The 26,494-nt window shown below is 69.6% G+C and carries 25 protein-coding genes; 18 read left to right on the plus strand and 7 right to left on the minus strand.

From position 1 onward, the window contains the following. Positions 1–148 precede the first annotated feature (148 nt). Genes rplM through CLV54_RS08030 form a run of 4 tightly spaced genes read left to right on the plus strand, consistent with a single transcriptional unit; the run spans position 149 to position 3,411 of the window. The gene (gene rplM, locus CLV54_RS08015) at positions 149–595 is read left to right on the plus strand and encodes a 50S ribosomal protein L13 (RefSeq protein WP_100344466.1); all 447 of its coding nucleotides are present in this window, start codon (positions 149–151) and stop codon (positions 593–595) included. A 38-nt stretch (positions 596–633) separates the two neighbouring features. Further along, positions 634–1,119, plus strand: coding sequence for a 30S ribosomal protein S9 (gene rpsI / locus CLV54_RS08020; RefSeq protein ID WP_100344467.1), 486 nt, complete (start codon positions 634–636; stop codon positions 1,117–1,119). A 27-nt stretch (positions 1,120–1,146) separates the two neighbouring features. After that, on the plus strand, positions 1,147–2,493 hold the full coding sequence (gene glmM / locus CLV54_RS08025; protein WP_100344468.1) for a phosphoglucosamine mutase: 1,347 nt from the start codon (positions 1,147–1,149) through the stop codon (positions 2,491–2,493). Positions 2,494–2,541: 48 nt separating this feature from the next. Next, positions 2,542–3,411: a DNA-methyltransferase gene (locus CLV54_RS08030; protein WP_100344469.1), complete on the plus strand. Its 870-nt coding sequence runs from the start codon at positions 2,542–2,544 to the stop codon at positions 3,409–3,411. 133 nt (positions 3,412–3,544) lie between these two features. Here the strand turns inward: CLV54_RS08030 and coaA are convergent, their stop codons facing one another. Further along, complete coding sequence (gene coaA, locus CLV54_RS08035) at positions 3,545–4,498, minus strand: type I pantothenate kinase (protein ID WP_100344470.1); 954 nt, start codon at positions 4,496–4,498, stop codon at positions 3,545–3,547. Between the two features lie 34 nt (positions 4,499–4,532). Between coaA and glmS the strand changes: the two genes are divergently transcribed. From glmS to CLV54_RS08075, 8 genes are all read left to right on the plus strand, one after another. Further along, complete coding sequence (gene glmS, locus CLV54_RS08040; RefSeq protein WP_100344471.1) at positions 4,533–6,383, plus strand: glutamine--fructose-6-phosphate transaminase (isomerizing); 1,851 nt, start codon at positions 4,533–4,535, stop codon at positions 6,381–6,383. A 10-nt stretch (positions 6,384–6,393) separates the two neighbouring features. After that, positions 6,394–6,753: a holo-ACP synthase gene (locus tag CLV54_RS08045; RefSeq protein WP_100344472.1), complete on the plus strand. Its 360-nt coding sequence runs from the start codon at positions 6,394–6,396 to the stop codon at positions 6,751–6,753. Continuing rightward, complete coding sequence (gene alr, locus CLV54_RS08050) at positions 6,750–7,862, plus strand: alanine racemase (RefSeq protein ID WP_100344473.1); 1,113 nt, start codon at positions 6,750–6,752, stop codon at positions 7,860–7,862. The genes CLV54_RS08045 and alr overlap by 4 nt, the downstream gene beginning before the upstream one ends. Next, positions 7,863–8,357: a tRNA (adenosine(37)-N6)-threonylcarbamoyltransferase complex ATPase subunit type 1 TsaE gene (gene tsaE / locus CLV54_RS08055; RefSeq protein ID WP_211294491.1), complete on the plus strand. Its 495-nt coding sequence runs from the start codon at positions 7,863–7,865 to the stop codon at positions 8,355–8,357. A 170-nt stretch (positions 8,358–8,527) separates the two neighbouring features. Further along, complete coding sequence (gene tsaB / locus CLV54_RS08060) at positions 8,528–9,145, plus strand: tRNA (adenosine(37)-N6)-threonylcarbamoyltransferase complex dimerization subunit type 1 TsaB (protein WP_100344474.1); 618 nt, start codon at positions 8,528–8,530, stop codon at positions 9,143–9,145. Further along, a complete protein-coding gene (gene rimI, locus CLV54_RS08065) occupies positions 9,142–9,729 on the plus strand; it encodes a ribosomal protein S18-alanine N-acetyltransferase (protein WP_100344475.1) in 588 nt (195 codons plus the stop codon). The genes tsaB and rimI overlap by 4 nt, the downstream gene beginning before the upstream one ends. Continuing rightward, entirely contained in the window at positions 9,726–10,787 is a 1,062-nt protein-coding gene (gene tsaD / locus CLV54_RS08070) for a tRNA (adenosine(37)-N6)-threonylcarbamoyltransferase complex transferase subunit TsaD (RefSeq protein ID WP_100344476.1), read from the plus strand. Before rimI ends, tsaD begins: the two co-directional genes overlap by 4 nt. Before the next feature lie 92 nt (positions 10,788–10,879). Further along, positions 10,880–11,542 carry a DUF4190 domain-containing protein gene (locus tag CLV54_RS08075; RefSeq protein WP_100345002.1) on the plus strand — a complete coding sequence of 221 codons (663 nt, stop codon included), beginning with the start codon at positions 10,880–10,882 and terminating at the stop codon, positions 11,540–11,542. 125 nt (positions 11,543–11,667) lie between these two features. On the opposite strand, the gene CLV54_RS08080 is transcribed toward CLV54_RS08075, so the two are convergent. Next, the gene (locus CLV54_RS08080; protein ID WP_100345003.1) at positions 11,668–12,864 is read right to left on the minus strand and encodes a class I SAM-dependent methyltransferase; all 1,197 of its coding nucleotides are present in this window, start codon (positions 12,862–12,864) and stop codon (positions 11,668–11,670) included. 133 nt (positions 12,865–12,997) lie between these two features. On the opposite strand from CLV54_RS08080, the gene groES reads away from it, so the two are divergent. From groES to CLV54_RS08095, 3 genes are all read left to right on the plus strand, one after another. Further along, positions 12,998–13,294 (plus strand): co-chaperone GroES, encoded by a 297-nt coding sequence (gene groES, locus CLV54_RS08085; protein WP_100344477.1) that lies wholly within the window; start codon positions 12,998–13,000, stop codon positions 13,292–13,294. 201 nt (positions 13,295–13,495) lie between these two features. After that, positions 13,496–14,446: an EamA family transporter RarD gene (rarD, locus tag CLV54_RS08090; RefSeq protein WP_100344478.1), complete on the plus strand. Its 951-nt coding sequence runs from the start codon at positions 13,496–13,498 to the stop codon at positions 14,444–14,446. A 336-nt stretch (positions 14,447–14,782) separates the two neighbouring features. Next, positions 14,783–16,147 carry an ABC transporter substrate-binding protein gene (locus CLV54_RS08095; RefSeq protein ID WP_100344479.1) on the plus strand — a complete coding sequence of 455 codons (1,365 nt, stop codon included), beginning with the start codon at positions 14,783–14,785 and terminating at the stop codon, positions 16,145–16,147. Between the two features lie 313 nt (positions 16,148–16,460). On the opposite strand, the gene CLV54_RS08100 is transcribed toward CLV54_RS08095, so the two are convergent. From CLV54_RS08100 to CLV54_RS08115, 4 genes are all read right to left on the minus strand, one after another. Then, complete coding sequence (locus CLV54_RS08100; protein WP_425430278.1) at positions 16,461–17,180, minus strand: ABC transporter ATP-binding protein; 720 nt, start codon at positions 17,178–17,180, stop codon at positions 16,461–16,463. 56 nt (positions 17,181–17,236) lie between these two features. Further along, complete coding sequence (locus tag CLV54_RS08105; protein WP_245861599.1) at positions 17,237–18,148, minus strand: ABC transporter ATP-binding protein; 912 nt, start codon at positions 18,146–18,148, stop codon at positions 17,237–17,239. 64 nt (positions 18,149–18,212) lie between these two features. Continuing rightward, a complete protein-coding gene (locus tag CLV54_RS08110) occupies positions 18,213–19,190 on the minus strand; it encodes a branched-chain amino acid ABC transporter permease (protein WP_100344482.1) in 978 nt (325 codons plus the stop codon). 10 nt (positions 19,191–19,200) lie between these two features. Continuing rightward, positions 19,201–20,553: a branched-chain amino acid ABC transporter permease gene (locus CLV54_RS08115; protein WP_100344483.1), complete on the minus strand. Its 1,353-nt coding sequence runs from the start codon at positions 20,551–20,553 to the stop codon at positions 19,201–19,203. 276 nt (positions 20,554–20,829) lie between these two features. Here CLV54_RS08115 and guaB point away from each other — a divergent pair, with 276 nt between their 5' ends. The 3 genes from guaB (at position 20,830) to CLV54_RS08130 (ending at position 25,418) form a co-directional block, all read left to right on the plus strand. Next, positions 20,830–22,332 carry an IMP dehydrogenase gene (gene guaB, locus CLV54_RS08120; RefSeq protein ID WP_100344484.1) on the plus strand — a complete coding sequence of 501 codons (1,503 nt, stop codon included), beginning with the start codon at positions 20,830–20,832 and terminating at the stop codon, positions 22,330–22,332. Positions 22,333–22,500: 168 nt separating this feature from the next. After that, positions 22,501–23,622 (plus strand): GuaB3 family IMP dehydrogenase-related protein, encoded by a 1,122-nt coding sequence (locus tag CLV54_RS08125; protein WP_100344485.1) that lies wholly within the window; start codon positions 22,501–22,503, stop codon positions 23,620–23,622. Positions 23,623–23,687: 65 nt separating this feature from the next. Further along, the gene (locus CLV54_RS08130; RefSeq protein WP_100344486.1) at positions 23,688–25,418 is read left to right on the plus strand and encodes a glycerol-3-phosphate dehydrogenase/oxidase; all 1,731 of its coding nucleotides are present in this window, start codon (positions 23,688–23,690) and stop codon (positions 25,416–25,418) included. Between the two features lie 128 nt (positions 25,419–25,546). Here the strand turns inward: CLV54_RS08130 and CLV54_RS08135 are convergent, their stop codons facing one another. Beyond that, positions 25,547–26,491, minus strand: coding sequence for a PDDEXK family nuclease (locus tag CLV54_RS08135; protein ID WP_100344487.1), 945 nt, complete (start codon positions 26,489–26,491; stop codon positions 25,547–25,549). Positions 26,492–26,494 lie beyond the last annotated feature (3 nt).

Consider the following 26,494-nt stretch of genomic DNA (forward strand, 5'->3'; position numbering starts at 1 on the left):
CTAGTATGGACGTTTGGTGTCTGCGCCACGCGCGGCACTCGAAGTTGAGCCCTCCACCGCCGGTGTTACCGAGATGTTTTTCTCGCGAACACGACAGGGAGCGGGATTCACGAACACCTCATTTCGAACTCAAGGAAGCAGCACTACTGTGACGCGCACATATTCCCCTAAGGCCGGCGAGATCCAGCGTGACTGGGTCGTCATCGACGCGACCGACGTCATCCTCGGCCGCCTCGCAAGCCACGCCGCGATCCTCCTTCGCGGCAAGCACAAGCCGACGTTCGCGCCCCACCTCGACAGCGGGGACTTCGTCATCATCATCAACGCGGAGAAGGTCGCCCTCACGGGAGCCAAGCTCGAGCAGAAGAAGGCCTACCGCCACTCGGGTTACCCGGGAGGCCTCAAGGCCGTCACCTACTCGGAGCTCCTCGAGAAGAACCCGACCCGCGCGGTCGAGAAGGCCGTTCGGGGCATGCTGCCCAAGAACTCGATCGGTCGTGCTCAGCTCACCAAACTCAAGGTCTACGTCGGCCCGGAGCACCCGCACGGCGCACAGCAGCCCAAGCAGTACACCCTCGACCAGGTCGCCCAGTAAGCGTCCGGCGCCAGACTTTCAGATAAGGAATCACAATCGTGGCGAAGATCGCAGACCAGATTGACGCGGCTCCGGAGAGCTACTCGACGGAGACCCCGGCCGAGGTCGCACCCAAGACCCCCCGCGCCGTCCTCAACGTCCCCGGCGCAGCCGTGGGCCGACGCAAGCAGGCCATCGCCCGCGTGCGCCTCATCCCCGGTTCGGGAACCATCACGGTCAACGGCCGTGAGTTCGCGGACTACTTCCCGAACAAGCTGCACCAGCAGCTCATCACCGACCCGTTCACGGTGCTCGACCTCATCGGCAGCTACGACGTGATCGCCCGCATCACCGGAGGCGGCCCCTCGGGCCAGGCCGGTGCACTGCGTCTCGGCATCTCCCGTGCGCTCAACGAGATCGACGAGGAGAACAACCGCGCCACGCTCAAGAAGGCGGGCTTCCTCAGCCGCGACGCTCGCGTCAAGGAGCGCAAGAAGGCCGGTCTCAAGAAGGCTCGCAAGGCTCCGCAGTTCTCGAAGCGCTAGTCGCGCTCCGGGTACAGACTGCGCTCCATGGCACGTCTTTTCGGCACGGACGGTGTCCGTGGCCTTGCCAACCGCGACATCACGGCTGAGCTGTCGCTCGGCCTCGCGCAAGCGGCCGCCCAGATCCTGGGTGCGTCCGCTCGCGAGGCCGGGCGGCGCCCCGTCGCGGTGCTCGCACGCGACCCCCGCATCTCCGGCGAGTTCATCTCGGCCGCGGTGGCGGCGGGGCTCGCCAGCTCGGGGGTCGACGTTCTCGAGGCCGGCGTCCTGCCGACCCCGGCCGCCGCGTTCCTCATCGCCGACGTCGGCGCCGACTTCGGCGTGATGATCTCGGCGTCGCACAACTCCGCGCCCGACAACGGCATCAAGTTCTTCGCCCACGGCGGCACCAAGCTCCCCGACGAGCTGGAGGACGAGATCGAGGCGGCCCTCGCGGGCGAGAAGCTCGCTCCCGTCGGCGGCGAGGTCGGGCGCATCCGCCGTTTCTCCGACGCCGAGGACCGCTACATCGTCCACCTGCTCGGAAGCCTTCCGCATCGTCTCGACGGCCTGCACGTCGTCATCGACTGCGCCCACGGCGCGGCCGCCGGCGTCTCGCCCGAGGCCTTCTCGGTCGCGGGCGCCAAGGTCACCGTCATCGGCAACGACCCCGACGGTATGAACATCAACGACGGTGTCGGATCGACGCACCTCGACTCGCTCGCGGCGGCCGTCGTCATCCACGGGGCCGACCTCGGCATCGCGCACGACGGCGACGCCGACCGCTGCCTGGCCGTCGACGGCCAGGGCAACATCATCGACGGCGATCAGATCATGGCGATCCTCGCCGTCTCGATGGCCGAACGCGGTGTGCTCAAAGACCGCACGCTCGTCGCGACCGTGATGAGCAACCTCGGCCTGCGGGTCGCGATGGCCGAGAACGACATCACGATGCTCGAGACGCGGGTGGGCGACCGCTACGTGCTCGAGGCCATGAACGAGAAGGACTTCTCCCTCGGCGGCGAGCAGTCGGGGCACGTCATCATGCGGGCCTTCGCGACGACGGGCGACGGCATCCTCACGGGGCTGCACCTCGCGAGCGAGCTGGCCCGCACCGGCAAGACCCTCGGCGAGCTCGCCTCGGTGATGTCGGTGTACCCGCAGATCCTCGTGAACGTGCCGGGCGTCGACAAGAGCGGCGTCGAGACCGACGAGGTCATCGCCCAGGCCGTGCGCGACGCGGAGGCCGAGCTCGGCGACACCGGTCGGGTGCTGCTGCGCCCGTCGGGCACCGAGCCCCTCGTACGGGTCATGGTGGAGGCCGCCGACCAGCACACGGCCGACCGTCTCGCGCACGAGCTCGCCGGCATCGTGCGGGAACGGCACTCGCTCTGAGCCGTCGCGCGTGCCCCTGAGCCCCGTGCCCCTAAGCTCGTTGACGTGATGCCCGCCGAGAACTCCGAGACCTGGCCTCGCGGCGGCAACGACCTCGTGGTGCAGGGCGACAACCTGGCCGTCATCCGTGACTTCCCCGACGAGACCTTCCGCCTCATCTACCTCGACCCGCCGTTCAACACGGGCCGTGCGCAGAGCCGGCAGTCGAGCGCCATGGTGCGCTCGGAGACGGGCGACAGGGTGGGCTTCAAGGGCCAGCGCTACGAGACGGTCAAGGGCACCCTCTACGGCTACGACGACGAGTTCGCCGACTACTGGGAGTTCCTCGAGCCGCGCCTGCGCGAGGCCTGGCGCCTGCTCACCCCCGACGGCACCCTCTACCTGCACCTCGACTACCGCGAGGTGCACTACGCGAAGGTCATGCTCGACGCGCTCTTCGGACGCGAGTGCTTCCTCAACGAGATCATCTGGGCCTACGACTACGGGGCCCGCTCGCGCCGCAAGTGGCCGAGCAAGCACGACACGATCCTCGTCTACGTCAAAGACCCGTCCGGGTACTTCTTCGACTCGCGGGGCGTCGACCGGGAGCCCTACATGGCGCCCGGGCTCGTGACGGCCGAGAAGGCCGCGCTCGGCAAACTGCCGACGGATGTCTGGTGGCACACGATCGTGTCGCCGACCGGTCGCGAGAAGACCGGCTATCCCACTCAGAAGCCCGAGGGCGTGCTGAGGCGCATCGTGCAGGCGAGCAGCGCGCCGGGGGACTGGGTGCTCGACTTCTTCGCGGGCAGCGGCACCACGGGGGCGGTGGCGCAGTCGCTCGGCCGCCGCTTCGTGCTCGTCGACGAGAACCCGGAGGCGGTCGCCGTCATCCGTCGTCGTCTGGGCGAGCGCGACACCCTCAGCTATCTGAGCTGAGCGCGTCGTATCGACCCGACGTGAGCTGAGCACGAGCACCCGCGAAGAGGGGCGGGGCCGGCTCGGGCCGGAGGCGCAGAGGACGGCGCTCGCTGGCTGGAGCTTGTTGTGCGCCGCTGGAGCTTGTGCGCCGCTAGAGCTTGCGCAGGAGCACCGAGGAGACCGAGTGGTCTCTGTCTTTGCGCAGCACGAGGGTCGCGCGCGAACGGGTCGGGCGGATGTTCTGCACGAGGTTGGGCTCGTTGATCTCGCGCCAGATCTCGGAGGCCCGTGCCCGTGCCTCGGCCTCGCTGAGGCTCGCGTAGCGGTGGAAGTACGACTCCGGGTTGGCGAAGGCGCCGCGCTGCAGCGACAGGAAGCGCTCCTCGTACCAGCGGGCGATGTCGCTCGTGCGCGCGTCGACGTAGATCGTGAAGTCGAAGAGGTCGCTCACCGCGAGCCGGCTCTCCGGGGTGGGCGGCTGCAGAACGTTGAGGCCCTCGATGATGAGCACGTCGGGCTGCCGCACGATGATCTCGGCGTCGGGCACGATGTCGTAGCTGAGGTGCGAGTAGAACGGCGCGCGCACCTCGGCGATGCCGCTCTTGACGTCGCTGACGAAACGCAGGAGCGCCCGGCGGTCGTACGACTCGGGGAAGCCCTTGCGGGTCATCAGACCCCGTCGGGTGAGCTCGGCGTTGGGCAGCAGGAAGCCGTCCGTCGTCACGAGCTCGACTCTCGGGGTGTCGACCCAGCGGGCCAGCAGCTCGCGCAGCAGACGCGCGATCGTCGACTTGCCGACGGCGACCGAGCCGGCGACGCCGATGACGAAGGGCGTCGTCTTGGCGCGCTCGCCCAGGAAGTCGCTCGTCGCCCTGTGCAGGTTGCGGGTGCCCGCGACGTAGAGGTTGAGCAGCCGGCTGAGCGGCAGGTAGACCTCGGTCACCTCGCGCAGATCGAGGGGCTCGCCGAGCCCTCGCAGCTGCACGATCTCGACCTCGCTGAGCGGGAGAGGAGTGGATGGCACGAGGCCGGCCCAGTCGACGCGGTCGAATTCGACGAACGGTGAACTGTGGCCGTGGGCGGGTGTGAGGGCCGACTCCGACATAGCTTCCCAGTTTAGTGAGGATAAAATCGGGTTCATGTGTGGAATCGTGGGTTACGTCGGCGACCAGAAGAGCCTCGAAGTCCTCCTCGGGGGCCTCAGCCGCCTCGAGTACCGCGGGTACGACTCCGCCGGAATCGCCGTGATCGATGAGCACGGCACCCTCAACACGGCCAAACGCGCCGGCAAGCTCGCCGTGCTCAAAAAAGATCTCGAGACCAGCCCTGTCGCCAACGGCTCGACCGGCATCGGGCACACCCGCTGGGCGACGCACGGCGGGCCCACCGACCACAACGCGCACCCGCACCTGGGCGACGACGGCAAGCTCGCCGTCATCCACAACGGGATCATCGAGAACTTCGGCGAGCTCAAGGCCGAGCTCGTGGCCGAGGGCTTCGAGTTCACGAGCGAGACCGACACGGAGGCGGCCGCCATCATGCTCGGCCGCGAGTACCGTCGCACGGGCGACCTCACCGCCGCCTTCCGCGCGGTCGTGCGGCGCCTCGACGGAGCCTTCACCCTTCTCGCCGTGCACCAGGACCAGCCCGGCGTCGTCGTCGGCGCGCGCCGCAACTCCCCGCTCGTCATCGGCCTCGGCGACGGCGAGAACTTCCTCGGCTCGGACGTCGCGGCCTTCGTGGAGTTCACCCGCCGCGCCGTCGCGATCGGGCAGGACCAGATCGTCACCATCACGCCCCTCGCCGTCGCCGTCACCGACTTCGACGGGGCCGAGGTCGAGACCGAGGAGTTCGAGATCTCGTGGGACGCCTCCGCCGCCGAGAAGGGCGGCTGGTCGAGCTTCATGCAGAAAGAGGTGAGCGAGGAGCCCGAGGCCGTCGCGAAGACCCTGCTCGGCCGCATGAACGGCGGTGTGGTCCGGATCCCGGAGCTCGAGGCCTTCGGCGACGAGGTGCTCAGCGGCATCCGTCGTATCACGATCATCGCCTGCGGCACGGCCGCGTACTCGGGCATGGTCGCCAAGTACGCGATCGAGAAGTGGTGCAGGATGCCGGTCGACGTCGAGCTCAGTCACGAGTTCCGTTACCGCGACCCGGTGATCACCCCCGACACGCTCGTGATCTCGATCAGCCAGTCCGGCGAGACGATGGACACGCTCATGGCCGTGAAGTACGCCAAGGAGGCCGGCGCCCGGGTGCTCTCGATCTGCAACACGCAGGGCGCGACGATCCCCCGCGAGTCGGAGGCCGTCATCTACACGCACGCGGGGCCCGAGGTGGCGGTCGCGTCGACCAAGGCCTTCGTCGCCCAGATCGCGGCGCTCTACCTGTTCGCCCTGCACCTCGCGCGGGTGAAGGGGACCCTCTCGGAGGAGGAGCTCGCCGCCCAGGCCGCCGAGCTCGCCGCGATCCCCGACAAGCTCGCGACCGTGCTCGAGTCGCACGGCGAGATCGCCCAGCTCGCCCGCTGGATGGCCGACACCCGCGCCGTGCTCTTCCTCGGCCGCCACGTGGGCTTCCCCGTCGCGCTCGAGGGCGCCCTCAAGCTCAAGGAGCTCGCCTACATCCATGCGGAGGGCTTCGCCGCCGGCGAGCTCAAGCACGGCCCGATCGCCCTCATCGAGCCGGGCCAGGCCGTCTTCGTGATCGTGCCCAGCCCGCGCGGCTCGGCGACCCTGCACTCGAAGGTGGTCTCCAACATCCAGGAGATCCGCGCGCGTGGCGCCCGGGTCATCGCGATCGCCGAGCAGGGCGACGCCGCCGTGCTGCCGTTCGCCGACGAGGTCATCCCCATCCCGCTCGCCGCGCCGCTCTTCGAGCCGCTGCTCGCCGTCATCCCGCTGCAGATCTTCGCGATGGAGCTCGCGGCGGCGAAGGGCCTCGACGTCGACCAGCCCCGCAACCTGGCGAAGTCGGTCACGGTCGAATGATGCGGTCGTCATGATCGCGGGAATCGGCGTCGACGTCGTCGACGTCGCGCGCTTCGAGCGCTCGCTGGCCCGCACCCCGCGGCTCGTCGAGAGGCTCTTCGTGCCGGCCGAGCGGGATCGGGCTCCGCGCTCCCTCGCCGCCCGGTTCGCGGCCAAGGAGGCGCTGCTCAAGGTGATCGGCGGAGCCCACGGCGTGCGCTGGCACGACATGGAGGTCGTCTCCGACGACCACGGCAACCCGGCCTTCCGGGTGACGGGCACGGTCGCGGCCGCTTTCGCCGAGCTCGGCATCGGAGAGGTGCACCTGAGCATGAGCCACGACGCGGGGCTCGCCTGCGCCTTCGTCGTGGCCGAGAGGGGCATCGGATGACGCAGCCGCTGTTCCGCGAGGCGGTCATCGATCGCGCCGCCATCACCCGCAACGTCGAGCACCTGCGTGCACTCGTCGGCACCCCGCACACGATGGCGGTCGTCAAGGCGAACGGCTACGGGCACGGCGCCGTCGAGTCGGCGCGCGCTGCGCTCGCCGGGGGAGCCGACTGGCTCGGGGTCGCCGACATCCGCGAGGGCGTCGCCCTGCGCGAGGCGGGTGTCACCGCGCCCGTGCTCGCCTGGCTGCACGAGCCGGAGGCCGACTTCGGCGAGGCCGTGCGGGCGGGCATCGACGTGGGCGTCTCGTCGCGGGCGCAGCTCGAGCAGCTCGCCGCAGCCGGTTCGACGGCGGCCCCGGCATCCGTTCAGATCAAGTTCGAGACGGGGCTGAGCCGCAACGGCGTGGCCCCCGCCGAGTGGGATGTCGTGCTCGCCGACGCCGTGCGCTTCCAGAACGACGGCACGATCCGCGTGACGGGGCTCTTCAGCCACCTCTCGAACGCCTCCCCCGCCGACGACGCGGCCGCGATCGCCCTCTTCAGCGAGGCGGTCGCGCGGGCTGCCGCCGTCGGGATCGCGCCCGAGCTCGTGCACCTCGCCGCGACCGCCGCGGCGCTCCGTCTTCCCGCTGCCCGATTCACGATGGTGCGCCTGGGGGTGGGCATCTACGGGCTGTCGCCGTTCGACGACACGGATGCCGCGGAGCTCGGCCTGACCCCCGCGATGACCGTGCGCGGGCGCGTCGCCGCCGTGCGCCGCGTTCCGGCCGGCACGGGGGTCTCCTACGACTACGCCTACCGCACCGAGCGCGAGACGGGCCTCGCCCTCGTGCCGCTCGGCTACGCGGAGGGCGTGCCGCGGCAGGCCTCCGGTCGTGCGGAGGTGAGCATCGGCGGCCGCCGCTACCCCGTGTGCGGCCGCATCGCGATGGACCAGTTCGTGGTCGAGGTCGGCGACGACCCCGTCGAGGTCGGCGACGAGGTGGTGCTCTTCGGCGACCCCGCGACGGGTGCCCCCGGGGCCACCGATTGGGCGGTCGCGGCATCCACGATCAACTACGAGATCGTCACGCGCATCGGGCCGAGGGTGCACAGGAGCTACGTCTAGATGGCGGTCGAGACCCGGCTCGTGACCGATCCGGATGCGATGGGCGCGCTCGGCGCGGAGCTCGCGGGGCGCCTGCGCGCGGGAGACCTCGTGGTGCTCACGGGGCCGCTCGGCGCCGGGAAGACGACGTTCACGCGCGGGCTCGGCGAGGGGCTCGGGGTGCGCGGCCCCGTCACGAGCCCCACCTTCGTGCTCGCACGCACGCATCCCAGCCTGCGGGGCGGCCCGGCGCTCGTGCACGTCGACGCCTACCGCCTGGGCAGCGCGGTGGAGCTCGACGACCTCGACATCGACTACGCCAACTCGGTGGTCGTGGTCGAGTGGGGCGCGGGAATGCTCGACGGCGTGAGCGACTCGTGGCTCGACATCCGCATCGAACGGCCCACGGGCGGCGTTGCAGGGGCAGCGGATGCCGCGGCTCCCGAGCTCGCCGACGAGGAGCCGATCGAGCCCCGCACCGTGACCATCACCCCCGTCGGCCCCCGCTGGCTCTGACCTCGCTCCTCCCTCCTCTCCTCCCTCGTCGGCAACTCAAAACGACGGAGATTTGGCCTTTTGGGGGCCGTTTCGGGCACTTCTGGGCATTTTGGGGCCGAATCTCCGTCGTTTTGAGTAGAGGCGGGGCCGAGGGGAGGGCGCCGGGGAAGGGGATTAGGCTGGAGTCCGTGCTTCTGGCGATCGATACCTCCGCGGGAACGAGTGTCGCCGTCGTCGACCGCGATGGAGGGGTGCTCAGCGAACGCACGGTCGACGACACCATGCGTCACGCCGAGGTCGTCGGAACCCTCATCGCGCAGGCGCTCGACGAGGTGGGCGTACGGCCCGCCGAGCTCTCGGGCGTCGCGACCGGCATGGGCCCCGGCCCGTTCACCGGGCTCCGCGTGGGCATCGCCGCCGCGCGCACCTTCGCGCTCGCCGTGGGCAGGCCGGTCGTTCCGATCGTGAGCCACGACGCCATCGCCTTCGGCGCCTACGCCTCCGGGCGCAGCGGACGCCTGCTCGTCGTCACCGACGCGCGCCGGCGCGAGCTGTACTGGTCGCTCTACGAGGGCGCCGACGAGTTCGGTCTCCCGCTGCGCGTCGACGGCCCGGGTCTGGCGAAGCCCCCGGAGCTCGCGGAGGGCCCCGAGCGGCTCGACGCCCGGCTCGTCTCCGCGGGCGAGCTCGGCATGCTCGCCGAGCTGACCTTCCTGCACGAGCGCCCCTTCGCCGCCGACGAGGCGCTCTACCTGCGCTCGCCCGACGTGACGCCCTCCGCAGGCGCCAAGCGGGTGACGGCATGACCTGGCAGCTGCGCCGGGCGACGCCGGCCGACCTCGACGCGATCATGGGGATCGAGACATCCGTGTTCGTGAGCGACGCCTGGTCGCGCGCGAGCATGGCCTCCGAGCTCGCGAGCGTGCACGGCCACTACCTCGTCGCCTTCCGCCCGGAGACCCCCGGCACGATCGACGCCTATGCGGGGCTGCACGCCCCGCAGGGATCCCCCGACGCCGAGATCCAGACCATCGCCGTCGCCGAGCACGCGCGCCGCCACGGGCTCGGCCGGGTGCTCATGCTGCAGCTCATCGCCGAGGCGCGGCGCCGTGGCGCGACCGAGATGTTCCTCGAGGTGCGCGCCGACAACCCGCCCGCGCAGACCCTCTACCTCGACCTCGGCTTCGAGAGGATCGCCGTGCGCCCGGGCTACTACCAGCCCGACGGGGTGGATGCCTGGGTCATGCGCCTGGCGTTGGAGGAGCCCCGCACGACCGTCGCCGCCGGGCCGGCCGAGGAGCGCGAGGCATCCGGTCATGAGGCGCCGGAGGCATCCGGAGCGTCCGGAGCGTCCGGAGCGTCGGCGGAGCAGGACGGGGGTCGGGCGTGAACCGTGACCAGCCGCTCGTCCTCGGCATCGAGACCTCCTGCGACGAGACCGGCGTGGGAATCGTGCGCGGCACGAGCCTGCTCGCCAACGCCATCGCCTCCTCGATGGAGGAGCACGCCCGCTACGGCGGAGTGGTGCCCGAGGTCGCGGCGCGAGCCCACCTCGAGGCCATGACCCCGACGATCCGCGAGGCCGTCGCGGAAGCCGGCATCCGCCTCGAGGATGTCGACGCGATCGCCGTGACGAGCGGGCCGGGGCTCTCGGGGGCGCTCATGGTGGGTGTCGGTGCCGCGAAGGCGCTCGCCGTCGCGCTCGGCAAGCCGCTCTACGCCGTCAACCACCTTGTGGGCCACGTGGGCGCCGACGTGCTGCGCGCGGAGGGCGAGGGTGACATCGAGCTGCCGACGATCGCCCTGCTCGTCTCCGGCGGCCACACCTCGCTGTTGCTCGTGCGCGATCTCGTCTCCGACGTCGAGCTGCTCGGCGAGACGATCGACGACGCCGCGGGGGAGGCCTTCGACAAGGTCGCGCGGGTGCTCGGGCTGCCCTACCCGGGCGGGCCGCAGATCGACCGGGTCGCTGCATCCGGAGACCCTCGGGCCATCCGCTTTCCGCGAGGGCTCAGCCTGCCCAAAGACAGGGAGCGGCACCGCTACGACTTCTCGTTCTCCGGTCTCAAGACGGCGGTGGCCCGCTGGGTCGAGCGCGAGCAGGACGCCGGGCGCGAGGTCCCGGTCGCGGATGTCGCGGCGAGCTTCCGTGAGGCCGTCGTCGATGTGCTGCTCACCAAGGCGCTCGCCGCGTGCGCCGACGTCGGGGTGCCGCGGCTGCTGCTCGGCGGAGGCGTCGTCGCCAACGCACGGGTGCGCGAGGTGGCCCGGGAGCGCTGCGCGGAGCAGGGCGTCGAGCTGCGGATCCCGCCGCTCGAGCTCTGCACCGACAACGGCGCCATGATCGCCGCGCTCGGCGCCCAGCTCGTGATGGCGGGCCGCGAGCCCTCCGGCCTCGACTTCGGCGCCGACTCGACGCTGCCGGTCACCCTGATCCAGGTGGGGTAGGCGCCGAGCGGCGCTGCGCGTTGACACCCTCAGTGGGGGAGTGCAACTATGGGGCAGTCTCACGCAACACACTGTCGATGAAGGATGTCATCATGAGCGACCCCGTCAACCCGAGCGGTTCCAACCCCGACGAGCCGGACGAGCCGACCACCCCGCCCGTGGCCGGTGCGCCGTCGGAGCCCGCTGCAGCCGTGCCGCCGGTTCCGCCCGCCGCCGACCTGCCGCCCGTTCCGCCCGTCGCCGACGTTCCTCCGACGCCTCCCACTCCGCCGGCCCCGCCCGTTCCTCCGGCGCCTCCGGCCCCGCCTGCTCCGCCCGCCGCGAGCCCCTACGGCGCTCCCGCCGCCCCGGCGGCTCCGTACGGCGCACCCGCGCAGCAGCCCTACGGCGCTCCCCAGCAGCCGTACGGCACTCCGCCGGCCACGCCCTACGGTCAGCCGGCGAACGGCTATGCGCCTCCCGCCTACGCCGCTCCCGCCTCGCCCGCCAAGTCGCCGGTGCTGAGCATCATTTCGCTCATCACGGGCATCCTCGGCATCGTCGTGGGCTTCTTCGGCTGGGGCATCCTCTTCGCCATCGCCGGTGTCGTGCTCGGCTTCCTCGGCCGCTCGAAGGAGCCGGCCGCCAAGGGCCTGTGGCTCACCGGCATCATCACCGGCTTCGTGGGCATCCTGATCAGCCTCATCGTGCTCATCATCTGGATCGTGATCTTCGCGGCCGTCATGAGCTACGGCGGCGGGGACTACACCTACTAGCCAGCACCTGTTCCGAACGACGACGGCCCACGCGATGCGCGTGGGCCGTCGTCGTCGTCGGCGCGGATGACGGCGCGCCGACCGCGACGACCGCGCCGCCGCGACGCGCGGCGAACAGGGCGGGCTCAGGGGCGGGCGAGGCGCTCGACGAGCAGGGTCGTGTGCCGCCCGGCCACCCGGGTCATGACGATGGTCGCCGACTCGGGGCCCGAGAGGGCGAGGCGCTGTCGCAGGGTCGCCGGGTCGATGTCGATCCCGCGCTTCTTGATCTCGAGGGTGCCGATGCCGCGCTCGCGCAGGGCCTTCTTGAGCCGCTTCTCGTCGGCCGGAAGCGTCTCGAGCACCCGGAAGGCCGTCGCGAAGGGCGTGTGCGGCGGCTCGTCGGCGGTGAGGTAGGCGATGCCCCCGCTCACCATGCGTGCATCGAGGCTGCGGGCCAGGTCGCCGATCAGCCGGGCCCGGATGACCGCGGCATCCGGCTCGAGCAGGAACCCGCCGAGCTCGCCCACCTCGGCGTCGGGGCTGTCGGCCGCGGCTGTGAGCTCGTCGATCCCGGTCTCGCCCAGCACAAGAGCAGAACGCCGGATGCCGGGGCGCGCGAGCTCGCGGAACCACAGCCCCATCTCGGTGAGCTGGCCGCCCACGCTCACCCACTGGGCCTCGGCCTCGGCGGGGATGAGCTCGCGATCGAGTCCCGGACCGAGTTTGACCCCCACCGGCATCCGCTCGCCGAGGCCGAAGGCGAAGCCGAGGGACGGCGAGTAGTCGTTCGGGTCGGTGAGGCGGGTCGTGCCCGTGTGGCCCGCGGTGCGGCGCGCGGGGTCGAGGTAGGCGGCGTCCGCGGTGCCGAGGTCGACCTCCTCGGCCCGGGCGTGCACGACGGCGGCGGTCTCGAAGGGCGCGAGGTTGAAGCTCGCGATCGCCGCGGTGACCTCGTCGGCCTCGACGGCGGTCACGGTGAGCCCGAGCCCGGCGAGTGCGAGGGCGTCGCCGCCGATGCCGCAGCCGAGGTCGACGACGTGGCGCAGGCCGGCATCCCGGAACCGGCCGGCGTGCAGGGAGGCGACCCGCAGGCGGGTGGCCTGCTCGAGGCCCGCCTCGGTGAAGAGCATCGAGGGGGCGAAGTCGCCGAACTTGGCCGCGGCCTTGCGACGCAGGCGCGACTGGGTGAGCACGGCCGAGACGAGCTCGGGCGAGTGCCCCTGCTTGCGCAGGGCGGCCACGAGGGCGAGCACGTCGCCTTTCGACTCGTAGGGGGGAAGCGAGTCGAGGAGGCCGAGGCCTCCGGGGGACAGCAGCTCGAGAAGTTCCGTTCGCTCCACGGAGTCCACCGTACCCCGGCGCGACACTGGCACTCACATTGCGGGAGTGCCAGCTTTGGCCCTAAACTCGTCTTAGCACTCTCGGTGTGAGTGTGCTAACTCACACTCTTCAGCATCTAGAAAGAGGTCAACCGTGTCGGTCGCTATCAAGCCGCTCGAGGATCGCATCGTCATCAAGCAGGTCGAGGCAGAGCAGACCACTGCGTCTGGTCTGGTCATCCCTGACACCGCCAAGGAGAAGCCCCAGGAGGGCGAGGTCGTGGCTGTCGGACCGGGTCGCATCGACGACAACGGCAACCGCATCCCGCTCGACGTCGCCGTGGGCGACAAGGTGATCTACTCCAAGTACGGCGGAACCGAGGTCAAGTTCGGCGGGGAAGACCTGCTCGTGCTGTCGGCTCGCGACGTGCTCGCGGTCGTCGTCCGCTAGAGAACTGCACCCATCTGAAAGGCCCGAGCGGTTCGCCGCTCGGGCCTTTCCGCGTCTCCGGGGGTGCGGCGCCTAGAGGTGCGCGGTGCGAGCGGCACCGCGGCCCGCGCCCAGGCTGGCGGCGGGTGATCGAAGAATGGCGCTCACGGCACCCTGAGTCGCACCCGGGCGCCCACGGCGGGCGGTAACGTGAGAACCCGCATGAGTACCTCCGAACCGGCCGTCGCCGCGACATCCCCTCGCCCCAAGCTCTCCGGCGCAGGCCTCATCTACGCGCTCGCGGCCTACGTGCTCTGGGGGGTGCTGCCGATCTACTTCGTGGCGCTCGCCCCGGCCAACGCCTTCGAGATCGTCGCCTGGCGGATCGTCTTCTCTCTCGTCTTCTGCGCCGTGCTGCTGACCGTCACGCGGGGCTGGCGGCCGTTCTTCGCCATCGCGCGCCAGCCGCGGCTGCTCTTCATCATGGCGCTCGCGGGTGTGCTCATCTACATCAACTGGCAGACCTTCGTGCTCGCCGCTGTGTCGGGCCACGTCGTCGAGGGAGCGCTCGGGTACTTCATCAACCCGATCGTGACAGTGCTGCTCGGTGTGCTCGTGCTGCGCGAACGGCTCCGCCCCGCGCAGTGGGTCGCCATCGCGATCAGCGCCATCGCCGTCATCGTGCTCGCGGTCGGCTACGGCTCGGTGCCGTGGATCGCTCTCATCCTGGCCCTGTCGTTCGGCTTCTACGGCCTCATCAAGAAGCGCGTCGGGCCCTCGGTCGACTCGGTGAGCGGACTCACCCTCGAGACCGTCTGGCTGACCCCCGTCGCGGTCGCACAGATCCTCGTCGTCTCGTCGACGGTCGGCCTCACCTTCGGCACGGTCGGCACCTGGCACACCGTCGCGATGCTGAGCGCGGGTGTCGTGACGGCGGTTCCGCTGCTGCTGTTCGCCTCGGCCGCGCGCCGCCTGCCGCTCACCGTCATGGGCTTCGTGCAGTATCTCGCGCCCATCATGCAGCTCGCCTTCGGCGTCGCGATCATGCACGAGCCGATGCCGCCCGAGCGCTGGTTCGGGTTCGCGCTCGTCTGGCTGGCCCTCGGAATCCTGACCCTCGACATGGTGATCGCCGGCCGGTCGTCGCGACGCGCCTCGGCACGCACGGCCTGAGCGGGCACGCGCGGCCTGACGGCGTGCGCAACAGACGGCGCGGCTGAGAGCCGGCGTGCATCGCCCGCTCGGCCTGCGCACAGCGGTCGTGGATGCCGCACGCTGCAGATTGTGCGGAGGTGCACGAAACTGCCCCGGCATCCGCTTTTCGCGGCCGGATGCCGCGTCTGAGCCCACGAGTGCGCCTCTTGTCACGATTCATAACGATTCGGTGCGCGTTACATGCCCGTAACACCTATGTATTGTCTGCGGTCGGTTGTGCGAATAGGTTGTCACAACGGCAGTGCGCGATTTCTTCGTGCGCTGGTCACACTTTCTAGAGTTACAAGGAGCACCATGAGCGTTTTTGCGAAGATCTCATCCTCGCGCTCGAAGCCCCTCTCGGTTGTCGTGGGTCTGGTCGCAGTGGGTGCAAGCGCACTGTTGCTGACCTCGTGCGCGGCTCCCGCGGGACCGGCTGAGAGCTCGGACTCCGCAGCACCCGAGACCGTCCTCTGCGGGCCGGATGCTGCGACCGACACCCCCGACCTCGCGCCTGCGGCCCCCGCAGCGGCCCAGACACGTGACACGACCCTGAAGATCGGCTCGATCCTGCCGACGACCGGCAGCCTGGCCTACCTCGGCCCGCCCGAGATCGCCGGTGTCGACCTCGCCGTCGCCGAGATCAACGCCTCGGCCGGCGGAGTCAACGGCGGCAACGTCGAGGTCATCCACCGCGACTCCGGCGACACCACGACCGACATCGCGACCCAGTCGGCGACCGACCTGCTCAGCCAGGGCGTCTCCGGCATCGTCGGCGCCGCCTCGTCGGGTGTCTCGTTCACCTTCATCGACCAGGTGACCGGCGCGAAGGTCGTGCAGGTCTCGCCCGCGAACACCTCGCCCGACTTCACGACCTACAACGACGGCGGCTTCTACTTCCGCACCGCTCCGTCGGACGTGCTGCAGGGCCGGGTCCTGGGCAACCTCATCGTGAAGGACGGCGCCGAGAACGTCGGCATCATCTACCTGAACGACGCCTACGGCACGGGCCTCGAGTCCAACGTCACGACGGCCATCGAGGCCGCCGGTGGAACCGTCGTCGCCTCCGAGGCGTTCAACGAGGGCGACAGCCAGTTCAGCTCGCAGATCGACGCCGTGCTGGCCGAGGACCCCGACGCGATCGCGCTCATCGCGTTCGACCAGACCAAGGTCATCATCCCCGAGCTCGTGGGCACCCAGGGCTTCCCCGGCGACAAGGTCTACTTCGTCGACGGCAACCTGGCCGACTACTCGGCGGACTTCGACGAGGGCGTCCTGAACTGCGCGAAGGGCACGCTCCCCGGTGTGCTCGCCGATGACGAGTTCAAGGCGAAGCTCCTCGGTGTCGACGACACCCTGACCGACTTCAGCTACGGCGCCGAGTCGTACGACGCGGTCATGCTCATGGCCCTCGCCGCCCAGGCGGGTGGCGCATCGGACGGCCCGACCATCCAGGCGAACATGCAGGCGGTCTCCGAGGGCGGTGAGAAGTGCTCGACCTTCGCCGAGTGCTCCGATCTGCTCGCGTCGGGAGCGGACATCGACTACGAGGGCGTCTCCGGACCGATCACCTTCGACGAGAACGGTGACCCGACCGAGGCGTACATCGGCATCTACCAGTACGGCAGCGAGAACACCTACTCGCCGCTCGACGTCGAGTTCGGCTCGCTCGCCGGCTAGTCCGTCCAGCACCACAGCACACGTGGCCGGGCCCCTCGGGGTCCGGCCACTCGTGCGTCCTCTTGTCTCAAGTTCCTCTCTCAAGCTCTCTTGTCCCGTGCCAAATGCAGGATGCCGCGTGGTCGGGGGCATTTCGGCAGACGGAGAGCCCCGAGTCCGGCGCGATCTCCTGCATCTGGGAAGGAACCGGGATGGGAAAGGCGGGAAGGGAGTGAGGGGAGAGGGCGACGACGAGGCGGGGCGCGGACACGCAGAACGCCCGGGCCTCCTGCGAGGACCCGGGCGTTCGTCGTGTGCGGGTGGTGCTGCGGCGCTAGTGACCCTGGTCGGCGGCGAGGGTGCCGAGGTAGAGCTCGATGACCTTGGGGTCGTTGAGCAGCTCGCGACCCGTTCCCGTGTACGCGTCCTTGCCCTGGTCGAGCACGTAGGCGCGGTCGCAGATCTGCAGGCAGCGCCGGGCGTTCTGCTCGACCATGATGACCGACACCCCGGCCCGGTTGATCTGGTGCACCCGCAGGAACGTCTCGTCCTGCCGAACCGGAGACAGACCGGCGGATGGCTCGTCGAGCAGCAGCACGGAGGGCTCCATCATGAGCGCCCTGCCCATCGCCACCATCTGCCGCTCGCCGCCCGAGAGGGAGCCGGCGCGCTGTTTGCGGCGCTTGCCCAGCTCGGGGAAGAGCGTGGTCACGAAGTCGAAGCGCTCGGCGAAGATCGACGGCTTCTGGAAGAGCCCCATCTCGAGGTTCTCCTCGATCGTGAGGGTCGGGAAGACGTTGTTGTTCTGGGGCACCATGCCGACGCCCTTGGCGACGAGCTTGTTGGCCTTGAGCCCGGTGATGTCCTCGCCCTTGAGGTGGATCGTGCCGCTGCGCACCTGCACCTGGCCGAAGATCGCCTTGAGCACGGTCGACTTGCCGGCGCCGTTGGGCCCGATGATGCCGATGAGCTCGCCCGGGAAGGCCTCGATCGTGCAGCCGTTGAGGATGTTGACGCCGGGCAGGTAGCCCCCGACGATGTCGTCGGTGCGCAAGACGGCCTGGCGGGTGTCGGCGACGGCCGCCCCCGCCGCGCCTGGTGTGGGATCGCTCACGATGTCGCTCCGTCCTTGTTCTCGTGGTCGTGCGAGTGCGCCTCGTGCGCGGCCTCCATGGCCACCTCCACGGGGTTCGGCCCGGCCTCGTCCATGAGGTCGCCGAGATCCGTGTCGTGGTGCGCGCCGAGGTAGGCGTCGATGACCGCGGGATCCTTCATGACCGTCTCGGGCGGCCCCTCGGCGACGACCTTGCCCTCCGCCATGACGATGACCCAGTCGGAGATGTGGGCGACCATGTGCATGTCGTGCTCGACGAACAGCACCGAGGTGCCGTCGGACTTCAGATCGCGGATGTGCTCGAGCAGCGACTGCGTGAGCGCCGGGTTGACCCCGGCCATCGGCTCGTCGAGCATGATGAGCTGCGGCTGAACCATGAGCGCGCGTGCCATCTCGAGCAGCTTGCGCTGGCCGCCCGAGAGCGAGGCCGCGTAGTCCTCTCGCTTGGCGTCGAGCTTGAAGCGCGCGAGCAGGTCGTCGGCGCGCCTCGTGTTCTCCTCCTCCTGCGCCCGCCAGAGCGGCTTCACGAGGGAGCTGAAGAGCCCCTCGCCGCGCTGGCCGGTCGCCCCGAGCAGCATGTTCTGCAGCACCGTGAGCCGGCCGAGCGACTTCGTCAGCTGGAAGGTGCGCACCATGCCGGCGCGGGCCACCTTGAACGCGGGCACGCCGGCGAGCGACTTGCCGTCGAACTCCCAGGTGCCGGTGTTCGGCTTGTCGAAGCCCGTGAGCAGGTTGAACATCGTGGTCTTGCCGGCGCCGTTGGGGCCGATGAGCGCCGTGATCTTGCCACGCGGGATCTCGAGGTGCGCGACATCCACCGCCTTGAGCCCGCCGAACTGGCGGGTGACGTGGTCGGCGATCACGATCGGATCGACCTTGGGGCAGCCGGGGCCGACCGGGCCCTTCACGAGGGGATGCTCGTAGCCGGTGGCCTGGTGCGGTGCTGTCGCGGCCGGAGTGGTGACGGGAGGATTAGACACTGAAGGACAACTCCTTCTTGTTTCCGAAGATACCTTGCGGTCTGAAGATGACCAGGAGCATAAGCGCCGCTCCCACGAGGATGTAGCGGATCTGGCCCGCCTGCACGGTCGAGATGAACCCCAGGCCGCCGGACTCGATGAGCCCGTAGAGGATGCCCTGCGTCAACGAGAGCACCACCCAGAAGATCATCGCGCCGACGATCGGGCCGAAGATCGTCGCGGCGCCACCCAGCAGCAGGATGGTCCAGATGAAGAAGGTGAGGCCAGTCGTGTAGTTGGCGGGCTGCACGGCACGCGGCAGGATGAAGATGATGCCGCCGATCGAGCCCATGACACCGCCGATGACGAGCGCCTGCATCTTGTAGGAGTAGACGTTCTTGCCGAGGCTGCGCACGGCATCCTCGTCTTCGCGGATGCCCTTGATGACCCGCCCCCACGGGCTGCGCATGAGCAGCCAGACGAGCACGCTCGCGAGGATGACGAGGGCCCAGCCGACGATGCGCACCCACCAGTCGTAGGCGTTGTAGACGAACGGGCCGAAGCCGTACGTGCCGTCGGGGATCGGATTGAGGGCGGCGAAGGTGTCTTTGAAGCCGCTCAGGCCGTTGGCCGCGCCCGTGATGTCGGTGAGGCCCGTCGTCGTGACGATGTAGCGCACCACCTCGGCGGCCGCGATCGTCACGATCGCCAGGTAGTCGGCCCGTAGTCGCAGCGTCGGGATGCCGAGCACGAAGGCGAAGAGCACCGAGGCGACGATCGCGGTGATCACGGCGGCCCAGAGGGGCCAGCCCGCGAGGGTCGTGATCGCGAAGCCGTAGGCGCCGATCAGCAGGAACGCGGCCTGCCCGAAGTTGAGCAGGCCCGAGTAGCCGAAGTGCACGCCGAGGCCGATGGCCGCGAGGGCGTAGGCCGCCGTGGTCGGGCTGATGATCTCGCCGACGGCGTTGCCGAGAATGTTTCCCCAGTCCATGTTCCTTCTCCTAACCGATCCGCTCTCGTCGGCCCAGGATGCCCTGTGGCCGGACGAGCAGGACCAGGATCAGCACGACGAGCGCAGCCGCGTACTTGAGGTCTGCCGGGATGAAAAGCGTCGACAGCTCGACGAAGAGGCCGACGACGATCGAGCCGACGAGCGCGCCGTAGGCCGAGCCGAGGCCGCCGAGCGTCACGGCCGCGAACATGAGCAGCAGGATCTGGAAGCCCATGTCCCACGACACCTGCCGGTAGAGGGCGAGCATCACTCCGGCGAGGGCCGCGAGCGCGCCCGCGATGACCCAGACGATGCGGATGATGCGGTCGACGTCGATTCCGGATGCCGCGGCGAGCGAGGGGTTGTCGGACACGGCTCGCGTCGCCTTGCCGATCCTCGTGCGGGTGAGGAAGAGGCCCACGAGCACGAGCACCACGACCGAGATGACCATGCTGATGATCGAGGCGACCGTGATCCGCACCGGGCCGAGCTGCACGGCCTCGCTGAGGCCCACGTTCATGGCCTTCGTCTCGCCGCCGATGAAGTAGAGGTAGAGGTAGCGCAGCACGATCGCGAGGCCGATGCTCACGATCATGGCCTGCACGAGCTTGACGCCCTTGCGCCTCAGCGGTTTCCAGAGCAGGGCGTCCTGCACCCAGCCGAAGGCGCCGCCGAAGACGAGGGCGATGGCCATCGCGACGAAGATGTTGACCCCGAGCAGCACAGCGAAGATCCAGGCGACGATCGCTCCGAAGGTCACCATCTCGCCGTGGGCGAAGTTGTTGAGGCCCGTCGTGCCGAAGATGAGCGTGATGCCGATCGCGGCGAGGGCGATGAGCAGGCCGAAGTTGAGGCCCGAGACGAGCCGTTGCAGCAGCTGCGCCCCGAAGCCCGTCGTCTCGCGGGTGTCCTCGCCCATCGGGAAGGAGCGGGTGATCGAGGTCGTGAGCCACTGATCGGCCGTGACCACGGAGGAGGCGGCATCCGGGTTTCTCAGCTCGACGCCGTCGGGCAGCGTCGAGACCTCGAGCGTCACCGTGTACTCGGCCTTGCCGGGGACGACGACCTCCCATTCACCCGCCTCGTCGCTCGTGGCTGTCTCGGAGAAGCCGTCGCCCTCGACGGTGATGTCGACGCCCTCGAGCACTTCGTCGCCGTTCCTGAGCACTCCGCCGATCGAGTACGTGTTGGTGAAGTCGCTCTCCTCGGTGGGAGCGGGGGCCGGGGTCGGGGTCTCCGCGGCGGTGGCGGGACTCATCCCTCCCGCGAGTGTGACCCCGAGCACGATCGTCGCGAACAGGACTCCGAAGAGCGCTTTCAGGGAGCGCGACGAGCGCCTGTGGGCTTTTTCAGTGATCGACACTGCACCTCCATGGCGGAATCACGTGAGCTTCGCTCCCGTGTCTCCTCAGTCCTTACCATCCAACGACGTTGTCTGACGATACGTGCCGATTATGTCCTATTTGTTTCGGCTGAGGGCATTTCTCGGTCTGGTTATTATGCGGGTGGAATACCTGGAGCGCTAACTCGCTTAACATTGAACACACCGGCGGGCTCGTCAGAAACGCCGATTTGTGATCTTCTGCACAACACGGCACTCGACGGCTTTGGCACAAAGCTCATTAACACAAGGGGAGAGATGGATCAGCTGGATCCCTTCGGTTTTGTTGGACTCACCTATGACGACGTGCTGCTCTTGCCGGGCCACACCGACGTCATCCCCAGCGAGGCGGACACCTCCTCGCGGCTGACACGCCGGATCAGCGTCGCCACCCCCTTGCTGAGCTCCGCGATGGACACGGTGACCGAATCCCGTATGGCGATCGCGATGGCGCGTCAGGGCGGTCTGGGCGTCCTGCATCGCAACCTGTCGATCGACGACCAGGCCGAGCAGGTCGACATCGTCAAGCGCAGCGAGTCCGGCATGATCAGCAACCCGGTCACGACGACGCCGAACGCGACGGTCGCCGAGGTCGACGAGCTGTGCGGCACCTTCCGCGTCAGCGGCCTCCCGGTCATCGACGAGGGCGGCATCCTCGTGGGCATCATCACGAACCGCGACATGCGCTTCGTCTCGCCGTTCGAGAAGTCGACGACCCTCGTGCGCGACGTCATGACGCGGATGCCGCTCATCACCGCTCCGGTCGGCATCGACCCCGACGAGGCCATCGCCATCTTCGCTGAGCACAAGATCGAGAAGCTCCCGCTCGTCGACGCGGCCGGCAAGCTCAAGGGCCTCATCACCGTCAAGGACTTCGACAAATCAGAGCAGTACCCCGACGCGACCAAGGACGACGCAGGCCGTCTGCGCGTCGGCGCCGCGATCGGCTTCTTCGGCGACGCCTGGCTGCGCGCGACCACCCTGCTCGACGCGGGCGTCGACGTGCTCGTGGTCGACACGGCCAACGGCGACAGCGCAGGCGTGCTCGACATCATCCGCCGGCTCAAGGCAGACCCGGCGTTCGCCGGTGTCGACGTCATCGGCGGCAACGTCGCGACCCGCTCGGGCGCTCAGGCGCTCATCGACGCGGGAGCCGACGCGATCAAGGTCGGCGTCGGGCCGGGCTCGATCTGCACGACCCGCATCGTCGCCGGCGTGGGCGTGCCCCAGGTGACGGCCGTCTACGAGGCCTCCCTGGCGGCCCGCGAGACCGGAACGCCCGTGATCGCCGACGGCGGCCTCAACTACTCGGGCGACATCGCCAAGGCGCTCGTCGCCGGTGCCGACACGGTCATGATCGGCTCGCTCTTCGCGGGCACGGCCGAGAGCCCCGGCGAGCTCATCCTCGTGGGCGGCAAGCAGTTCAAGAGCTACCGCGGAATGGGCAGCCTCGGCGCACTGCAGACCCGCGGCCAGAAGACGTCCTACTCCAAAGACCGCTACTTCCAGGCGGATGTGCCCTCTGACGAGAAGCTCATCCCCGAAGGCATCGAGGGCCAGGTGCCCTTCCGCGGTCCGCTCTCGACCGTGGCCTACCAGCTCATCGGCGGCCTGCGCCAGTCGATGTTCTACGTGGGCGCCCGCACGATCCCCGAGCTCAAGGAGCGCGGCAAGTTCGTGCGCATCACGGCGGCCGGCCTCAAGGAGTCGCACCCGCACGACGTGCAGATCGTGGCCGAGGCTCCGAACTACCGTCGCTAGGCGGCATCCGCTCTCTCCCCTCGTCGTGTTGTTCTCAAAACGACGGAGATTGTGGCGAAATACGGGGTTTGCGGGCGTTTCTACCCGAAATCGGGCGGAAAGTCCGTCGTTTTGAGCGCAGACGGGCGGAAAAGGGAAGCCGATGAGTGCTCACAGTAGGCTTGACCGGTGACTGAGATTGAGATCGGCCGTGCCAAGCGCGGTCGCCGCGTGTACGCATTCGACGACATCGCCATCGTTCCGAGCCGCCGCACGAGAGACCCGCAAGACGTCTCCGTGAACTGGTCGATCGATGCGTTCCAGTTCGACATCCCCTTCCTCGCGGCCCCCATGGACTCCGTCGTCTCGCCGACGACCGCCATCATGATGGGCCAGCTCGGCGGGCTCGGAGTGCTCGACCTCGAAGGCCTGTGGACCCGCTACGAGAACCCCGAGCCGCTGCTGGCCGAGATCCGCTCGCTGCCCGAAGACGCCGCGACGAGCCGGATGCAGCAGATGTACGCCGAGCCGATCAAGCCCGAGCTCGTCACCGCCCGCATCGCCGAGATCCGCGCCGCCGGCGTCACCGTCGCCGGCTCGCTCTCGCCGCAGCGCACCCAGGAGCTCTACCAGACGGTCGTGGCGGCGGGCGTCGACCTCTTCGTCATCCGCGGCACGACCGTGTCGGCCGAGCACGTCTCGAAGAACTCGGAGCCGCTCAATCTCAAGGAGTTCATCTACGAGCTCGACGTGCCCGTGATCGTGGGCGGCGCCGCCACCTATACGGCGGCGCTGCACCTCATGCGCACGGGCGCGGCAGGCGTGCTCGTCGGCTTCGGGGGCGGCGCGGCGTCGACGACACGCGCGGCGCTCGGCATCCACGCGCCCATGGCGACGGCGGTGGCGGATGTCGCGGGCGCACGTCGCGACTACATGGACGAGTCGGGCGGCCGCTACGTGCACGTCATCGCCGACGGCGGACTCGGAAGCTCGGGCGACATCGTCAAGGCGATCGCCTGCGGAGCCGACGCCGTGATGCTCGGCTCGACTCTCGCCCGCGCGACCGACGCACCCGGGGGCGGCTACCACTGGGGGCCCGAGGCCCACCACGCGCAGCTGCCCCGCGGCAACCGCGTGCGGGTCGGGACGATCGCGCCGCTCGAGGAGATCCTCTACGGCCCGGCGCCCGTCGCCGACGGCACAGCCAACCTCGTGGGCGCCCTGCGGCGCTCGATGGCGACGACCGGATACTCCGACCTCAAGGAGTTCCAGCGCGTCGAAGTGGTTGTGGCGCCTTACCCGGTGCATTAGCGTCGCAAGGGACGGCATGCGAATGCCGGTTGCACGACTCGTTCCACAGAACTGAGGAGGCACTGATGCCCAAGACCACGTCGGTATCGCACTCGAGCAAGCTGGGCCCGGAGGAGCGAGCGGCAGCGATCGCCGCCCTCACGGAGAAAGAGCTCGACATCCTGGTCGTCGGCGGTGGCATCGTCGGCGCGGGAAGCGCTCTGGATGCCGTCACGCGCGGCCTGAGCGTCGGCATCCTCGAAGCGCGCGACTGGGCCAGCGGCACCTCGAGCCGGTCGTCGAAGCTCGTGCACGGCGGCATCCGCTATCTGGAGCAGCTCGACTTCCATCTCGTGCGCGAGGCCCTCATCGAGCGCGGCCTGCTGCTGCAGCGCATCGCGCCGCACCTCGTCAAGCCCGTGCGCTTCCTCTACCCGCTCACCAAGCACGTCTGGGAGCGCTTCTACATCGGCGCCGGCATGATGCTCTACGACGTCTTCTCGTACACGGGAGGGCGGCCCCCGGGCGTTCCGCACCACCGCCACCTCAGCAAGCGCCAGGTGCAGCGGGCCATGCCGAGCATCGCCCCCGACGCGCTCGTGGGCGGCATCTCGTACTACGACGCCCAGGTCGACGACGCCCGCTACGTCGCGACGCTCGTGCGCACGGCCTCCTTCTACGGAGCGCACGCGGCCAGCCGGGTGCGGGTCGAAGGCTTCCTCAAGGTCGGTGAGAGGGTCGTGGGAGTGCAGGCACACGACCTGCAGACCGGCGAGCGCTTCGAGGTGCGCGCCAAGCAGGTCGTCAATGCGACGGGCGTCTGGACGGACGACACCCAGGCGATGGTCGGCGAACGCGGCCAGTTCAAGGTGCGCGCCTCGAAGGGCGTGCACCTCGTGGTGCCCCGCGACCGCTTCCAATCGTCGATGGGGCTGCTGCTGCGTACGGAGAAGAGCGTGCTCTTCGTCATCCCGTGGGGGCGGCACTGGCTCATCGGAACGACCGACACCGACTGGCATCTCGACAAGGCGCACCCGGCCGCGACCGCCGCCGACATCGACTACATCCTCGAGCACGTGAACTCGGTGCTCGGCGTTCCGCTCACCCGTGAAGACGTCGAGGGCGTCTACGCGGGGCTCCGCCCGTTGCTCGCGGGGGAGTCCGACCAGACCTCGAAGCTCTCGCGGGAGCACCTCGTGGCGCACTCCGTGCCCGGTCTCGTCGTGATCGCGGGCGGCAAGTGGACGACCTACCGGGTCATGGCGAAAGACGCCATCGACGCGGCGGTGGACGCGCTCGACGGCAAGATCCCGCCGAGTGCGACGCAGGACATCGCGTTGCTCGGCGCCGAGGGGTACCAGGCGGCGTGGAACAAGCGCGGCGCCATCGCTCAGGCGTTCGGGGTGCACCGGGTGCGCATCGAGCACCTGCTCAACCGGTACGGGGTGATGGCCGACGAGGTGCTCGAGCTCATCCGCGACGATCCGGAGCTGCAGAATCCGCTGCCCGGGGCGGACGACTACATCGGCGCGGAGGTCGTGTACGCGGCATCCCACGAGGGCGCCCTGCACCTGGAGGACGTGCTCGCCCGCCGCACGCGCATCTCGATCGAGGCCTGGGACCGCGGCGTCTCGGCCGCCCCGGTCGCCGCGCAGCTGATGGCCGGGGTTCTCGGCTGGGACAAGAAGCGCGAGAACCAGGAGGTCGCCAACTACCTCAAGCGCGTGGCCGCCGAGCGCGAGAGCCAGCTGCAGCCCGACGACGCCTCCGCCGACCGGGTGCGCCTGGAGGCCCCCGACATCGTCGACACGAAGTAGCCGGCTCGCGTTCTGCGTCGAGCGCGGGTTTGTTCGCGAGCGACGTGCCTCGAAGGGGCGCGGCGGCGAACAAACCCGCGCTCGGCGGCAATCCCGCGCATCGGGCGGCAGGGTGCGACCGAGCGAGCTCATGCGCGGCGACGTCTCAGACCCGCGCGCTCGAGCAGAAGGCGCAGCCGCTCCGGGCTCAGCAGATCGCTCCACACGATGCGGATGACGCGGAGCCCGAGTGCGCGGAGCCTGTCCTCGCGCAGCTTCTCGGCCCACACCACCTCGGCCGGAGTGCGGCCCTGCAGGTACTCGGGCCTGCTGTACTTCTGAAAGCCGTCGAACTCCACCACGAGGCCGAGCTCGGGCCAGAAGAAGTCGACCTCGCCGATCAGGCCGTCGGCGTCGTGCACGGGATGCTGGAGCTCCGGCGGGTCGAAGCCGAGCTGGTGCATGAGCACCCGGGCGAGCGACTCGCCGGCGTTGTAAGCCCCGGGGTCGGCGAACTCGAGGACCGCGCGTGCCCGGCGCACCCCGCGCGCGGGGCCGTGCCGCCCGAGCTCATCGACGAGCGCTTCTCGGGTCACGAGCTGGTTCCGCAAGGCGCGGTCGGCCATCGCGACCCCGCCGGCGAAGTCGTGGAGCCGTGAGACCGAGACGACGGTGCGGGCGGCCGAGGTGACGCGCAACCCGTCGATCACCGTGGCGTCGTGCGCGGCATCCGCGTGGAATCGATAGGTGACCCGGGAGGTGCTGCGGCCGCCGCTCGCGTCGGGGCCGTCGATGTGCACGGCCGTCGGCCAGCTGCCCAGCATCGGGAGCCGCCAGACGGCTGCGGCCGAGAACCGGGCGAGGATGTCGCGATGCCCCCGTGCCGCGTCGACCGCGCGCACGAGCGTGCGGTAGCGGGCGTCCGCATCCGCCGAGGCGGGCTCGGCGGGCGCGTAGACCCCGCGGGTGACCCTGCGGAGATCACCGGTCACGAGCGCTCTCGGCAGCTCGCCGTGCCGGCCATGCTCGTGCGCGTCTCTCCAGAGCAGCAGCCCGTCGCGTCGTTCGAGGAGTGTCTTCCAGTCGTTCGTCATACG

The organism is Compostimonas suwonensis, from assembly GCF_002797855.1.
GTDB classification, from domain to species: Bacteria; Actinomycetota; Actinomycetes; order Actinomycetales; family Microbacteriaceae; genus Compostimonas; species Compostimonas suwonensis.

What these genes read in the sequence shown, in the direction of transcription:
- glmM (WP_100344468.1), top strand. Translation starts at nt 1,147, where the DNA reads ATGGCACGTCTTTTCGGCACGGACGGTGTCCGTGGCCTTGCCAACCGC.
- CLV54_RS08030 (WP_100344469.1), top strand. Translation starts at nt 2,542, where the DNA reads ATGCCCGCCGAGAACTCCGAGACCTGGCCTCGCGGCGGCAACGACCTC.
- coaA (WP_100344470.1), bottom strand. Translation starts at nt 4,498, where the DNA reads ATGTCGGAGTCGGCCCTCACACCCGCCCACGGCCACAGTTCACCGTTC.
- glmS (WP_100344471.1), top strand. Translation starts at nt 4,533, where the DNA reads ATGTGTGGAATCGTGGGTTACGTCGGCGACCAGAAGAGCCTCGAAGTC.
- CLV54_RS08045 (WP_100344472.1), top strand. Translation starts at nt 6,394, where the DNA reads ATGATCGCGGGAATCGGCGTCGACGTCGTCGACGTCGCGCGCTTCGAG.
- alr (WP_100344473.1), top strand. Translation starts at nt 6,750, where the DNA reads ATGACGCAGCCGCTGTTCCGCGAGGCGGTCATCGATCGCGCCGCCATC.
- tsaE (WP_211294491.1), top strand. Translation starts at nt 7,863, where the DNA reads ATGGCGGTCGAGACCCGGCTCGTGACCGATCCGGATGCGATGGGCGCG.
- rimI (WP_100344475.1), top strand. Translation starts at nt 9,142, where the DNA reads ATGACCTGGCAGCTGCGCCGGGCGACGCCGGCCGACCTCGACGCGATC.
- CLV54_RS08075 (WP_100345002.1), top strand. Translation starts at nt 10,880, where the DNA reads ATGAGCGACCCCGTCAACCCGAGCGGTTCCAACCCCGACGAGCCGGAC.
- rarD (WP_100344478.1), top strand. Translation starts at nt 13,496, where the DNA reads ATGAGTACCTCCGAACCGGCCGTCGCCGCGACATCCCCTCGCCCCAAG.
- CLV54_RS08095 (WP_100344479.1), top strand. Translation starts at nt 14,783, where the DNA reads ATGAGCGTTTTTGCGAAGATCTCATCCTCGCGCTCGAAGCCCCTCTCG.
- CLV54_RS08110 (WP_100344482.1), bottom strand. Translation starts at nt 19,190, where the DNA reads ATGGACTGGGGAAACATTCTCGGCAACGCCGTCGGCGAGATCATCAGC.
- guaB (WP_100344484.1), top strand. Translation starts at nt 20,830, where the DNA reads ATGGATCAGCTGGATCCCTTCGGTTTTGTTGGACTCACCTATGACGAC.
- CLV54_RS08130 (WP_100344486.1), top strand. Translation starts at nt 23,688, where the DNA reads ATGCCCAAGACCACGTCGGTATCGCACTCGAGCAAGCTGGGCCCGGAG.
- CLV54_RS08135 (WP_100344487.1), bottom strand. Translation starts at nt 26,491, where the DNA reads ATGACGAACGACTGGAAGACACTCCTCGAACGACGCGACGGGCTGCTG.